The organism is Luteimonas viscosa (assembly GCF_008244685.1).
GTDB lineage: Bacteria > Pseudomonadota > Gammaproteobacteria > Xanthomonadales > Xanthomonadaceae > Luteimonas > Luteimonas viscosa.
This window is the reverse complement of the sequence record NZ_VTFT01000001.1, coordinates 2,960,441-2,974,413: the sequence shown is the minus strand read 5'-3', so window position 1 is coordinate 2,974,413 and position 13,973 is coordinate 2,960,441. Positions and strand designations below refer to the sequence as shown.

General features: G+C 63.8%; 7 protein-coding genes. 1 reads left to right on the top strand and 6 read right to left on the bottom strand.

What is annotated here, in order from left to right:
* Positions 1 to 26: 26 nt before the first annotated feature.
* Positions 27 to 2,426, bottom strand: coding sequence for an acyltransferase family protein (locus tag FZO89_RS13175; protein ID WP_187471153.1), 2,400 nt, complete (start codon positions 2,424 to 2,426; stop codon positions 27 to 29).
* An 85-nt stretch (positions 2,427 to 2,511) separates the two neighbouring features.
* Positions 2,512 to 3,480: a hypothetical protein gene (locus FZO89_RS13170; RefSeq protein ID WP_149103686.1), complete on the bottom strand. Its 969-nt coding sequence runs from the start codon at positions 3,478 to 3,480 to the stop codon at positions 2,512 to 2,514.
* Here FZO89_RS13170 and FZO89_RS13165 point away from each other — a divergent pair.
* Positions 3,472 to 3,720 (top strand): hypothetical protein, encoded by a 249-nt coding sequence (locus tag FZO89_RS13165; RefSeq protein WP_149103685.1) that lies wholly within the window; start codon positions 3,472 to 3,474, stop codon positions 3,718 to 3,720. The two genes, FZO89_RS13170 and FZO89_RS13165, sit on opposite strands and share 9 nt — an antisense overlap.
* A gap of 604 nt (positions 3,721 to 4,324) precedes the next feature.
* Here FZO89_RS13165 and FZO89_RS13160 read toward each other — a convergent pair.
* From FZO89_RS13160 to FZO89_RS13145, 4 genes are all read right to left on the bottom strand, one after another.
* Entirely contained in the window at positions 4,325 to 6,745 is a 2,421-nt protein-coding gene (locus FZO89_RS13160; RefSeq protein WP_149103684.1) for an acyltransferase family protein, read from the bottom strand.
* 255 nt (positions 6,746 to 7,000) lie between these two features.
* Positions 7,001 to 10,120 carry a glycosyltransferase family 4 protein gene (locus tag FZO89_RS13155; protein ID WP_149103683.1) on the bottom strand — a complete coding sequence of 1,040 codons (3,120 nt, stop codon included), beginning with the start codon at positions 10,118 to 10,120 and terminating at the stop codon, positions 7,001 to 7,003.
* Positions 10,117 to 11,289 carry a glycosyltransferase gene (locus FZO89_RS13150; RefSeq protein WP_149103682.1) on the bottom strand — a complete coding sequence of 391 codons (1,173 nt, stop codon included), beginning with the start codon at positions 11,287 to 11,289 and terminating at the stop codon, positions 10,117 to 10,119. The genes FZO89_RS13155 and FZO89_RS13150 overlap by 4 nt, the downstream gene beginning before the upstream one ends.
* Positions 11,290 to 11,375: 86 nt before the next feature.
* Positions 11,376 to 13,949, bottom strand: coding sequence for a heparinase II/III domain-containing protein (locus FZO89_RS13145; protein WP_187471152.1), 2,574 nt, complete (start codon positions 13,947 to 13,949; stop codon positions 11,376 to 11,378).
* Positions 13,950 to 13,973: the final 24 nt, after the last annotated feature.

The following is a 13,973-nucleotide window of genomic DNA, read 5'->3' as shown; positions in this document are numbered from 1 at the left end:
GGGTCCGTCAACAACTCGGCTCGCGTTCACTCATTTCCGCGCCACGTCATGTGCAGCGTACCAACGGCGTCCGGAGCCTCTGCCGTAGCGCTCATGCGCAGCGTGATCTTAAGGATGACCGAAGACCCATCCGGGCGCGAAAGTTCGATCATCTGGACCCCGTTCCGTTGACTGCGTGCCGACGTCGAGAATCCTTTCTCATCCAATGCTCGCACCATCTTGCGTTCGACCTCCGCCGGACCTACCCCCAAGTACTCGACCATGACGCGACGCTCAGCGGGGGATCCTTTAAAGCCCACCGTTCCGTTGTCGAACCGCCGGTGATAGCGGAACGGAAGCTCAAGTGACTCGGGCAGATCGATCGTGAGTTTCGCCGGCTCGAAGGACTCTCCATGTGTCAGCTGATCACGAACACCCGAGATGCCCTGCGATTTACGTGAGCCTTCTCGCGCCATTGCCCCGACCCAAGCTGCCGAGGTACCGCTGGCAACCATGTGTTCGCCGAGACGACGCGACCCATCCATGCTCAGATGGGATTTGTCGTAGTAGAGCGGCTTCCCGTCCAGATGCGCCCTACATGTCGCGTCGTCACAGATCGCCTCGCCTAGGTTGAGATAGGTCACACCGCTGCCGGCACGCGCAAAAGACTTCAGGTAGTCGTTGATCTCCAACGGCTTTTGCCCCGTCGTCACGCGGTCGCAGCCGGAAGATCCAACACGCAGCCAACGCATGTCGCATTCGCGGTTGTAGGAAGCGAAGTATGGAACGCGGCCGAGCAGAACCACAGATGTCCCTGTTCTCCTGATCTCCGCGATCGTTCGAGCGATGTCCTCCTTGAAGCCGGATTGGCGCTGGTAAGAGCTCCAGGTCGCCCCCATCAGAACGACGTCGAACTCACCGCTGTTGATGTGCCGCCGAATGTACTCGCGGAACGGCGTGCACCCCCTTTTGTACTTGCCATGACCATATTCGCGCCCGAATACGGGCGGACACGAGGAGTGGGTCGCATTCCTGACCTGGATGCCCGCGGAGGCCGCCATGGCACCGATCGCGCCCACGTGGTGCGCTGCGTGCGAATCCCCCCAAAGCAGGATTCGCGGCGCGCCGGGGCGCGGGTCGGTAGCGCCGATGACGCAACGTTCCTTCCGGAGAATATCGGGATCGTGCCGCGCTAGCTGGCAGTTGTACTCAAAACGGTAAGCCGGGGCCGTGGATGCCTCCAGCCTGGCCAATCCTTGCTGGTAAGCAGGAGAAGATTCGATCCATGCCTTGAGGCCTCCCGATTCGGCTATCGCGAACGCGGGGATGACCACACATGCAGCCGGCAACAAGAAGAGCAGTCCTGTCTGTCGCACAGTCGACCAGCGAACCCGGCGCGTCGGCCTCTCCACGAATCGGTACGAAAGCACCGCCAACGCCAACATCGCGAGGACCGCGATCGCCGCGTGCGTTGCGCTCACCATGCCGTAGAAGTAGCGGATGAAGGCGAGGATCGGCCAGTGCCACAGGTAGAGCGAATAGGAGATCAGGCCGATCCAGACCATCGGCCTGCTGGCCAGCAGCCACTTCAGTACGCGCGAATGCGCTCCTGCCAAGATCACCAGCGCCGCCCCGATGCACGGGTACAGGGCATTGGTGCCGGGGAACGGCGACAGGTCATCGAGAAAGAACAGTGCGTAGCCGATCACTGCCAGTCCCGCCACCCCCAGCAGTTCCGCCGCCAGCGGCATAGCCAGCCAGCGTTGGGAATGGGCGCGCTGCAGCGCCAGGGCCAGTAGCGCCCCGACCATCAGTTCGCCTGCACGCGCGGGCAACATGAAGTAACTGAACTTCGGGTTCGACTCGTTGGTTGCTTCGGCCACTGCGAACGACGCGATCGCGATTACCGAGGCTGCAACCAGCGCCAATGCCGTGCGGTTCTTCCTTAAGGCGGCCACGGCCAGCAGCAGCAGCGGCCACACCATGTAGAACTGCTCTTCGACACCCAGCGACCACAGATGCAGCAGAGGTTCCTGGTCGCTGGCTTCGGCGAAGTAGTCGTCGTCAAGGTGCAGCCAGAAATAGATGTTGGCGGCCGACGCTACCGAGAAGATGGCCGATAGCGACAAGCGCTCAAGCGCTTCCGGCAGGAGCAAGAAGACGCCTGCCAGCACCGTGACCGCCACCACCACCAGCATGACGGGGATGATCCGGCGGATCCTGCGCAGGTAGAAGTCGACCAGCGTGAAGGTTCCGCCCTGCAACTCGCGCCAGATGATCGACGTGATCAGGAAGCCGGAGATCACGAAGAAAATGTCGACGCCGACGTAGCCACCCGGCAGCCAGCCCTTGTTGATGTGGTACGCCACCACGCTGGCTACCGCGACGGCTCGCAAGCCGTCGATCTCCGGACGGTAGCCGGCGCCATGAGGAATGCTTGCTCCCACTAGGATCTCTCCAGATCTGGCTTCCTCGCCAACTGCGAACGCATATCACCATCCAAACGCCGGTACCCGCTGTCCGCTCGGAAGGTCATACCTCTACTCCGTGCAGGTCGCGCAGCAACGAGCACGGTGAAAGTTCGGCAGTCTCCGACAAGGCCGGTGGCCGCAGGTACTCCAGGAAGTATGGTTCGCCGGTCAACTCCACGCACTTTCGCAGATCGTCCTGGAAATAGGCGGATGTCAGCCGTACAACTTCCTCGGGTTCTAGCGAGAGTGTCCAGTTGTTCTTTGCTTCCAATGCGGCGCGCACCGCCGCCGGGCCGGCGTCCGCGTAGAGCACGTGCTCCCCTGGCAGCGAACCGAACGCGTGGAGCGAATCGCCATACGCCACGTAGTTGGGTATAGGGCGTCGTCCGAACACGGTGCCTGATCGTGCTGCGGCTCCTTCCAGTTCGGCAGCGACATCCTGTCCTACATACTGGGCAATCCAATTGCCCAGCCGGGCGGCGTCCCGCTCCAGGAAGAAGAGGAGGAGCCGGTCACGGCCCACCGCGTCACAGGCCAGGCGCAACGTGGTCGCGTAGCGGGTGGCCAACCGCGACGTGCTGGTCAGAGCCTCCTCGAACGACATCGTGCAAGGCTTTCGCAACAGGTCCGGGCGCGGCGCGAAAGCGCCTTCGCCGTAGAGCGCGAAGCTGTGCAGGTTGTGGATATAGTGCGAGTAGGCGCGCAGCACCGGCTGGCGGAAACACAGCACGATGCGCGGGTCTTCGAGGATGTCCACGATGTTGGCCAGCACCTCACGCAGAACTTCGGGCGTCTGGTGGCTGTACGGCGGCGAGGCTTCGAAGGTAACGCCGACGCCCTGTGCACCGTTAGCGGTAGCGAACAGTCCGAGGTAGCGCTCGCGCGCGCCGTGCTTCTCGAACACGCGAGGGAGGAAGAACTTGATCTCCTTGGCTTCGGCCGGTGTAGCTACCAATTGCGACTGGCGGAAGACGCTGTCGAGCAGCGTCGTACCACATTTGGCATGTCCCAGACAGACCAGATGCATCACGACCTGCGGACCTGTCTGGCCCCGAGCCGTGCACCGGCTGTCTGCCTGGCATGGGCGTCGCTCACCGTCAACGGCCGTCGCGACGAAGTCGCTGGCGGAATCCTCGAAACGGGGCGCGAACGGTGGCAGGGACAGTTCTCCCGGGTCTCCTCAACAGCCAACGCCAGCATCTCTGCAGACATCAAGCTCTCCGCGCAGCGCAAGTTGTCCGTTGCCATCAATGTCCTGAGAAAGCTGTAGTCCTTGAGCGACTTCGTAAAGATTTTTGCTCCACCCAGTCTTCCGACCCGGGAGCCCTCATTTCGGGCCATACAGTAGTCGTTTATCACTCTAGCAAAGCCTTCGGTCAACCCGAAGAACGCGAACTCCTCTGGAAACTCGGTTTCAACTGCCTTCCTGATCATCTTCAGAAGATCTCGCTTCCTGCAAGGCGGGAATTTCAAGTTTGAAAGTATGCCTGCAGCCGCCCGACAACCCTCTACGACACGGGCGCTTGGACGCTGATTCGCCTGCGCCGCTCGCCGAGAGAAACAAGTCCTCCAGCTTGAGTCCGAAGGCCGGCTCCACCGGAGCAAGTTTGACATCATGAAACCGGTCGAACCAGCTTCCCAGCAGTAATTCAAGATCCAGACGCCTGTAATTCACCTCTCAGGGCCACACGCAGCCCCACGGTTGGCGTGACTCTATGGCAGAACGACCCCATGGAGAAGATAGGGAACGTCGCCGCGACCGCATCGTGGGACGAAGCACCAGCGCTCCCGCCTGCCATGGGCGATCGTGGGCTCGAAAGGACAGTATGGGTCGAGCACTGCTGTTCCCACGCCGCTTCGTCACTGGCCATTCCCTACCCGGAGTCCGGCGCCCATGAGTGGATGACCTCCACAGTTCCGGTAGCCTGTTCCTTCTGGGCATTGAACTTGCCGCGCGGCAGCACCAGCACAGTAACCTTCACACCCTCGCCAGCGCGGAAGTTGAAACGTTGTCCGCCTCTAACGTCCGACGCCCCCGTCATCCGGAAGCCGGCTGCGCGCATGCTTGCGACGATCTCGGCGCCAACTGTTCTCGCGTCCTTCTGTTCGAACTCGATCAGGATCTTGCGCCTGTCGCCCTCTTGGGTCGTGGAAGTCGTGTCGCTTACAACGGCATAAGGCGCGTCCAGCGCCAGTCCCTTCAGCAATTGCCTGTTTGCGGCGTCTTCTGCCGGCAGGTCCAGCGGACTCGGCTTCTGCGGCGACTGCCAGCTGTACGTGTTCGCACTCAGGTCGCTGGAGGCTGCTTCGGCGCCGGCGATGGCACGTATCCACTCGCCGGCCTGCCCCGTCGCAACCAGACGCTCGCCAACCCGCCACGAGCCGCGCATGCTCAGGTGCGCCCTGTCGAAATAGATGGGTTTTCCGTCCAGGTACGCCGGACACGACGCCTCGTCGCAGATCGCCGAACTGATGTCCAGGTACGCAATGGCACCATCGGGCGTCGCGAGGCTGGCCAGGTAGTCGTTGATGGGCCGGCCCTTGTTCCTGACCTTGAGCTCACTGCAGTTCGCGCTACCGAGCCGTATCCATCTCATGTCGCACTCGCGGTTGTAGGTTCCCAGCGTCGGCACTTGCCCGAGCAACACCACCCTGGCGCCACTTGCCCTGACCTCGGCGATCGTTTCGAGCAGATCCGGACGGAAGCCGGGTTCCCTGTCATACGATTCCCAGGCGCCGCCGAAGATCACGACGTCGAACTCACCATTGCGGACGTGCTCACGGATATACGGCCGGAACGCGGAACAGCCGGCCTTGAACCTGCCGTAGCTGTAGTCTCCGGGAAACACCGGCGGACAGGAGGAGTGCGAGGCGTTCCTGATCGAGATCCCCGCATGTCGGGCGAGCAGGTCGAGTGCCCCGATGTGATGGGCTGCGTGGGAATCGCCCCATAAAAGCACGCGCGTCTCCACTGTTGCCGGCGCCTCCGCTCCAACGACGCACCTGGGGTCGAACAGTATGTCTGGGACGTGCTTGGACAACTGGCAGTTGTAGTTATAACTGAATGCGGCTGCGGTCTCCTCTTCCAGTACCTGCACGCCTTTTCGGTAGGCCACGGAAGACTCGATCTTCTTCTGCAGGCCATCCTTCTTCACCACATGGGCGGCCGGCAGCAGCACCAGCATGGCGGGCAATGCCAGCAGCAGCGCGACCTGCCTGGTTGCGGGCCAGGCGATTCGTCGCGCCGGACGCTCGACACGACGGTAGGAGAGCACGGACAGCGCCAGAATCCCGGCAACCGCCAAAGCAGCGTGCGGCACGCTGACTGTCCCGAAGAAGTAGCGGATGAACGCGAGGATCGGCCAATGCCACAGATACAGCGAGTACGAGAGCAGCCCGATCCATACCATCGCCCGGTTGGCCAGCAGCCACCGCAGCAGACGTGAGCGCGCACCGGCAAGGATGACCAGCGCTGCGCCGACGCAGGGATAGATCGCATTGACGCCAGGAAAGGGTGACAAGTCGTCGAGGAAGAACACCGAGTAGCCGATTGCAGCCAGACCGGCGGCGGCGGCGATCTCTGCCACCAGCGGCGCGTCCAGCCAGCGCACGCTACTCCCGCTCCTGTGCCCGAGGGCCAGCAGCGCACCGATCATCAGCTCGCCGGCCCGGGCCGGAAGCATGAAGTAGCTGAACTTGGGGTTCGATTCATTGGTCGCCTCGGCCAGCGCGAAGGATGCGACGGCAATGCCGATCGCCACCAGGAGCGCCATGGCGGTACGATGCTTCCCGTTCTTCGCGATCATCAACAGCAGGATCGGCCAGACAAGATAGAACTGCTCCTCCACGCCCAGTGACCACAGGTGCAGCAGCGGCTCCTGATCGCTGGTTTCCGCGAAGTAGTCGTCGTCCAGATAACGCCAGAAGTAGATGTTCGCCGCCGAAGCCACGGAGAAGATGCTCGACAGGGCAAGTCGCTCAAGTGCGCCAGGAAGCAGCAAGAACACACCTGCCACCAGCGTGGCCGCCACGACCACAAGCATCACGGGGATAATCCGGCGAATCCGGCGCAGGTAGAAGTCCGTCAGCGAAAAGCTCCCGCCCTGCAGCTCGCGCCAGATGATCGACGTGATCAGGAAGCCGGAAATCACGAAGAAGATGTCAACACCCACATAGCCGCCGGGCAGCCACGCCTTGTTGATGTGGTACAGGATTACGCTGACCACTGCGACTGCGCGCAGGCCGTCGATCTCGGGGCGATAACCGCCGCCGCTGTGCTGCTTGCCTGCATCCATCACGCTGCGCTCAAATCCCACGCTGCCCCGAACTCATATCGATTTGCGAGGCGCCGTTCCGCAACATCTTCGTATCCTCTTGCCGAACCCCATTCTGCTCGCGCATCAGCGAATGCGGAAAGCGGATATATCGGCTTTGCCAGCCATCGGGCCATCGCCCCGCCCTGCGCCCAAGGGAGGGGCTTCATCTCCTTCGTTGCCGTCGGCGCCTCCGCCGTCCTGGACAATTTGGAAAGCCTCAGGCAAGCCAGTGGGTCAAGAACTGCTGGTCAGGTCAGTCGCAAACCTGGCCATTGCCGCGTGCTTGGCGTGGGAATACACCTGGTCGTAGATGCGAATGGTCCTGTCCCAGCTGCGCTCACTTTCGATCCAGCGCCACCCTTGTTCCGCTAGCGCTTCACGCCTACTCGGCGAGTGCGCGAGCTCCAACAGCCGAGCAGCCAGGTCGAGGTGATCTCCTGCACGGAACACCAGGCCCCTTTGCCCGTCCACGCCTACGATCTCCTGCAGCGCCGGGCGATCACTTACTACCAGCGGCCGCCGCATGGCCATTGCCTCGAATGGCTTCATCGGGGTGACGAAATCGCTGGCGAAGTCTCCCACGCGGGGCACCACGAAGATATCGATCAACGCGTAATAGGCGGGTACCTGTTCGTGCGCCACCTCGCCAGTGAACACCACGTGTTCAACGATGCCCAACTGCGCGGCCAGCGTACGCAGGCTTTCCAGCTGCGGGCCGGCCCCAACGATCAGGCACTTCATGCCTATGCCCGACGCCCGCGCCTGCGCGACGGCCCGCAGCAGCACGTGATGGCCCTCGCGCTCCGAGACGTTGGAAATGTAGCCGGCAACGATGTCATCCCCCAGGCCAAGCTGGGCCTGCAATGCGCCGTCCGGCGGAGCCACCTGGAATTTCTCCAGATCCACGCTGTTGGGGACCACGAATACCTTGTCCGCCGAGATGCCTCGCTCCACGAGTCCCTGCTTCATCGTTTCGCAGATCGTCACCACGGCATCGGCTTCCCGCATGCAGCGGTTCTCCTGCGCGATGCGGCGCTTCGTATGTTCCGCCTCGAGCAGCCAGTCGGTCATTCCGCGCCAGGTGTGCTCATGGTAGGAGCGCACTTCGTAGACGAACGGAACACCGAGCGCACGGGAGACTGCGAGGCCAACCAGCGCCTGTTCGTAGCCGCGATAGCCCGAACTCGCCTGTACGATGTCCACGCCCTGCTCCCCGAGCAGCCTAGCGGTGAGCATCGCGGTGAACTCGAGCTGTGTCGTACTGGTGACACTGCGCAGCCCCTGTCTGCCGATTCCATTGAGCCGGAAGTAGGGAACGCCATCGATCGTTTCCTGCTCCCAGGGAGCGCCGGTCCCGCCCGCATCCGGATAACCGAGGGGCGTGACGACCAGCGGCCGCATGCCGATCCTGCGCTGGAAATTGACGATGTTCAGGCAGCGGATGGCGCCCCCCGTGTTTTCGACCGGGACCGTGGTCTTGAACAGGTGTGCCACGCGAAGCTGGGACGCCTGGCCCGGGCGGTTCGCCACCGGCGCGCCGAGACCGGCAGTGGGCAACCAATGCGGGTCCAGCTCACGCAGCAATGCAAGGGCATGACGTGCCTTGGTGTGCAGCCTGCCGAGTCCCTGGCCCTTGAGCGCCAATGCCCTGCGTGCGGCCGTTTCCATGCGTCCCGACTCGCCGATTCGGCGGCAGGCATCGATTAGATGGCTCAGGACGCGTGGTTCCTGGCCGTGCCGCTGCAGATAGCTTTCCGCGAGTTGAGCGATCTTGGCCGGCGAGCGTTCGTCCATGGCGAGGATGTCCGCGATCGACTCGGGCACCACGCGTTCGGACTCCAGCTTGTCGTAGGCCGCGACGTCCAGGGCGAAGGCCAGCCCTTGGGCACGTTCGTTGCGAAGCGCAGTCGCCAGGACCGCGGTCCCGCGGGGTGGCAGAATCGTCACGGAGGTTGCGAAGCGCACTACGCCGCCGGTTCCGCTGGCGCGTGCATGCGGCGCGATCCGCAGGACATTCCCGATCGTGGTCACCGTGGCATGGTTGGATTGGAGCAGGATCCCCTTGGGGTTCAGGTGCTTGCCGGCCGCGTCCAGCAGGGTCAGTTCAACTGTCACGTCACCAGCATCGGCGTCCATCGCGAACCCGTCGAACTCGATGCGAGATTTCCACAGCGATGAGGCGGCGCGCCGTTCTACGTGGGATTCTCCGCCTCCAAGTGAAACCAGCGACGGTCCCGGCAGGCGGTCCACAGGGACATGGAGCATCTCGAGCGGCCCACGCCCGAGAAGGGTCCATGCGTCGCCTGATGCCACCTTGAGACGCGCGGCGACGGTACCCGCCGGTCGATGGAAGAAACCGCCGCGACGCCCGGGCCGGGACGCCGCGTCGATGACGATCGATGGATCCACGTTCTGGACAACGCCGAGTCCGGTCACGGGACGCCCGGTGTCGTCGATGAAATCCACCAGCAGACTGGGGCTCGCCCCGGGGTGGCGTTCGATGCCGATGCAGTCCGCTGCGAGATGCACCAGCCCCTCACCGGTCGCCGGCAGTGGGTAGGGCTCGCTCCACTCCCGGCTGGGCAGCAGGGTCCACTCTTTTGCATCCAGCCCATCCGGTATATCCGTCGCCAGCCGCGGAACACCGAGGAGCGACAGGTCAGCGAGCCCGACCTTCCAATGGTGCACGACGAACCTGACCCGGGCTGCGCCCGGAGGCGGGAGCACCGGAATGCGGTCCAGTTCCCCGTCGACTGTCCCGCGCAGGTACCGGAATGGCCCGAATCGCGGTGAACTGATGCAATCCTCGTACGGCCCCTCGATCGTGTTGCCATCGGCATCGAGATACTGGAACGCGAGGATCGCGGCCCGGGCATGGCGCACGATCGATCGAAGGGCCAACTCGAGTACGTGTGGCAAATGGGCTGACAGGGGGAACTCATACCTGGCCAGCTCCTGGTCGTGTTGCTCGATCAGTTCGACCGGTGCATGGATGACCACATCCGCCGAACACTTCCAGTTCCGTACCTGCACGCGAAGCCGTGCAGCGCCGGCTGGCGCCATCACGATGTTTCCGGACAGCTGCTCGCCTGCCTCGCCTGCCGCATGCGTCGGCAGGTAGGCGACGGCACCGTGCCGGTCGGTCTGCACGCTGCCTTCCGGAAGACCTGCAATCGGCTGCCCATGCGCATCGAAAAACTCGACTTTGCCGATCAGGCCACGGGGACTGACGCGCGCCGGTTCATCCGTCGCATCGATGCGCAGCCGATAGCGTCGGCCGGGCTCGACGCTGAACTCGCGCCGCCTGGCCATGTCAGCCGTCGGCTCGCCTTGACTGTTCGCAGTGGTGTTCATGCCACACCCCCGCCGGCGACCTGGACCAGCCCTCGCCCACGCAATTCAATGAAGAACGCCCTGGAAATCTCCGCGGGGCGGTGCGCATCCAGTATCCGGTCGTAAACGTCGTCGTCCGGCCGCATTTCCAGTGCCCGCTCAAGCGCGGCGTCGAGAGTATCGCCCGGCTTCCCGCTGTACAGCAGCCTTGGATCGGGCGCAAAGGTCTCCGCTACCCCGCCGACCTTTGGCGCCACGAGCGGACGCCGGAAAGTCGCGGCGAGCAGTGCTGCGCCAGAGTTGAGCGTGCGCAGATACGGTGCCACTGCGGCGTCCGCGCCATTGAGCAACGTCTGGACCTGACGCTCTTCCATGGCGCTGGGGATCAATCTGACAGAGGGCATGTGTTCAACCCTTGTCATCAGCTCGGCCAAGTAGTCAGGGTCCACCGCCTTGCCGGCGATCAGCAGCCGCATCGGACGATCTGGCCTTCTTTCGTTGAGCAGCGCGAAGGCGTCCACCAGTTCCACCAGACCCTTGTAGCGTTGCAGTGAACCGAACGCCACGAAGGTGAACTCGTTCTCCGATAGCATCAGGTCCATGCGCGCGCTCATCCTGTCGCGCGTGTTCGCGTACCAGCCTTCGTAGGATGGATGGGGGACATGGAAGGCCTTGTCCGAAGGAAGATCATAATAGTTGGAGGCCTCGTCCGCCGAGGCTCGGGACAGCAGGTGAATTGCATCAGCCTGCTCGGCGACAGCCTGCCTCAGTGCGATCTCGGCTTCCGGGATGGTCGATTCGTGGGGCAGTACGTTGTGCATGGTCCAGACCAACCGGTGGCCGGCCGAGCGCCATGTCACGAGACGCTTGCGGAAGGCGGCGATGCGGATCCGGGCCTCCTCCATGTTGACTGCGCCGGCAAGCACCGATGCCAGCCAGTGAAGGTGGATGACGCTGCGACCTGCCCAACCCACAGGCGCGAGGTGTTCGAAATCGACCGCCGGGACCAGCGCGAACCCTTCCTCCGAGGCACGCGAATACAACAGCCGCTGGAATGGATTCATCTCCGCCACGGGCGCGTAGGACAGCAGGCAGGGCAACGTCTGCGACTGGTTGGCCTGAGCCAGAAGGGCCTGCATCGTCGCTTCCGCCGGAGAGAGCACGCCATCGGCGAGTGATCTGATTCGCATGTCTATTCCAGTTTCCCGTACCTCATCGCATCCGACATGGCGCAGGCCGGGGCCGGCCCAGCGCGTACGGAAGCGCGGGCGCGCGCTCAGTCGTAACCGAGCGCAGCCCTGACATTGGCCAGACGCTCGCTCAGCATGGCGCGTGCAGGCAGGCCGTGAATGGATTCCAGTTCAGCATCGGACTGCTCCGCGGACAACGGCTTGATACCGGGGAGCGACACGAGCGCCGAAACATCGACCGCAGAATCGCACAGACGGGCGATCTCCTCCAGAACCGGCTGGGGATCGGCGGCGAAGTCCTCGACGCGGAAGACCAACGCGAAACGCTGTGTTACGGCCCAGCCGGCGAAGCGTTTCAACCTTTCCACCTGCCGCGCAAGGGCGGTCTCGGCATCCGCCTCCGTCGCCCACCCCGAGGCGGGCCGGGCCCGCGCCATGCCGTTCAGGGCAGCATCCACCGGATCCCGGGTCACGAGCGCACGCACCGCCCTGTCGTTTCCACGCCAGAACGTATCCTTCAACTGGCTCTGGCTGCTGTTGACGACGCTGTTGAGGATATTCGCGTCCGGTGTCGCGGCGGCATGCAGCAAGTGGACCATGTCTACCAGCAGCAGCCGCTCCGCGTCTGGCCAATCGGGGACCAATCGCTGGATGCTCCCCGGCAGATACACCTCCCCCGCCACCAGCATGCCCATCGCGGCGCGCAGCCGCGACTCGACGATGGCGGCATCCGGATAACCCATGTTCGCCAGGTGTAGCGTGGGCCGATGGTGTCGCTGGCGGACGACGGCGAGCGCGTACAGCTCCTCCACGAACGCCTCTGCCGACAGACCCTCCTTCTCTGAACGCCCCACGCGCGCCGCGATCTTCCGCGCGTGGTGGGCGCTCTCGGGCGGCCACCATTGATTCGGATCGAGGACATAACTGCGCATCAGTCCCCGCGGCCGCGCATTGATCCTGCCCAAGCTACGGTAGTCCGGGCGCCTGTCATGGAGCTGGAACTCGAGCCGGCTCTCAAAGCTCCCGCCGGAGCGCTCGAATACCAGCACCTGGCATCGTTCGGTGCGGTTGAGTTCCCTCGACCAGACGACCTCTTGCCCGCTCGGCCACGCATCGATGACGCGTATGTCGTCGAACTCCGTTCCGGCATTGCGGATCACCACCTCACGCTGGAAGCTACGGTCGGTGATGGTCACGCTCTGCCCGTCGATGCGGATCGTCTTGTCTGCCGGCACGTGCCACAGGCTGAGGAACTTGCGGCTGCGCCCGTCGGGCTCCTGCAGCGACAGTTCGTCTCGCACTTCAAAACGCAGGCGATCCTGCCCCATCACGACATCCCGGATGGCGCGCAGGCCAGGGTAGGACTGCGTTTCGCCACGGGCGCCAGGTCGACCCGGGTCGCCGGCGAGCCGCGTCATGCCGCCCGCCGCGCCCGCCCCCGGTCGCGCCCACCCGTAGTCGCCGTCGTCGACGACGACCACGTTGTGGCCCCACTTCGAGCGCAGGTAACGTCGCACGGGGTGGTCCTCGACGTAGGCGTACGCACCGCCATCGATGAACCAGTCGGTGCCCCACCAGAACGTCAGCGAGAGGTCATCGTCGTGGCGGTGGTACCCCGACATGCGGCCGCACCGGAACACCAGGTGGAACGCGTCGCCCGGCAGCACGTCGGGTTCCCAGTCGCTGCGCGCAATGAAATAGCCCGCCTGCGGAAACACGGCGGCCCACCCCTGTGGCTTCTCGCCATCACGGCCCCTGCTGCACACCCATTGCAGGTGGGCGTGCGCAGCGGTTCCCGCCAGCGAACGGAAGACGTTGATGGCAGGCTTGTATTCGGTATCTCCGATCGGCGGAAGCCGCCCGTCGGGCCTGACGATCCAGGCCATGAAACCCGCGGCATTCTCCAGGGTACGCTGCAGCCTGTCGTGGAAATCGGCATCCAGTGCATCGCCAAAGGTGCGCAGCACATCCGTGAACAGGTTGGCGACAAACTGGTGGTAGCCAGGACTGTTCTCGACATGCCCTCCATCCGGGGCGAAGGCGTGCCCTAGTTCGTCTGCCAGCCGGGCTAAGGCAGTTTCATGCCACCGTTTCGCACCTTCCAGCCACGGTGCGCACGTGGCGAGCAGCAGCAGCGCCCGAGACTGGTCGATGCCGTGGTTGGTGTGCCGCGAGTACATCTCCTCCAGGCAAAGGCGGTCGCCGTGCGCCGCGAGGAACTGCGGCAGCGATACCTCCGGCTCGAAGTCCGCGGGATACTCATCCAGATGACAGAGCAATGCGAGCACCGCCATCAGCCTGTTGGCAGTGGCATGGTCGTGCCAGGCGAACTCGTACCCACTATCGACCGCGACGAATTGCTCATACCAGGAATCGATCGCCTGCGTGGCATGGTCGATCGCACGCTGGTCACCGCTGTCGGCATGCAGTGCGATCAGCCATGGCATGAAATTGAACGACGCCGAATGCCATTGCCAGCTCCGGTTGGCGACCGGGTTGGCCGTCCAGTTGGCGAACAGGTCGATCGCCACCGGCTCGAACGCGCGGAAACGATATGTGCCGCTGTCGAGGAGTTCGCGGCCGGAACGCAGGGCGACATTGCTGCGGCGGAAAGCCTCCACGCGGTCGCGGAATCCGCCCGGCCACTGGAACTTCTGCATGGACATTTTCCGCGCTTCGGTTTG

What these genes read in the sequence shown, in the direction of transcription:
- FZO89_RS13165 (WP_149103685.1), top strand. Translation starts at nt 3,472, where the DNA reads ATGCATCACGACCTGCGGACCTGTCTGGCCCCGAGCCGTGCACCGGCT.
- FZO89_RS13160 (WP_149103684.1), bottom strand. Translation starts at nt 6,745, where the DNA reads ATGGATGCAGGCAAGCAGCACAGCGGCGGCGGTTATCGCCCCGAGATC.
- FZO89_RS13150 (WP_149103682.1), bottom strand. Translation starts at nt 11,289, where the DNA reads ATGCGAATCAGATCACTCGCCGATGGCGTGCTCTCTCCGGCGGAAGCG.
- FZO89_RS13155 (WP_149103683.1), bottom strand. Translation starts at nt 10,120, where the DNA reads ATGAACACCACTGCGAACAGTCAAGGCGAGCCGACGGCTGACATGGCC.
- FZO89_RS13145 (WP_187471152.1), bottom strand. Translation starts at nt 13,949, where the DNA reads ATGCAGAAGTTCCAGTGGCCGGGCGGATTCCGCGACCGCGTGGAGGCT.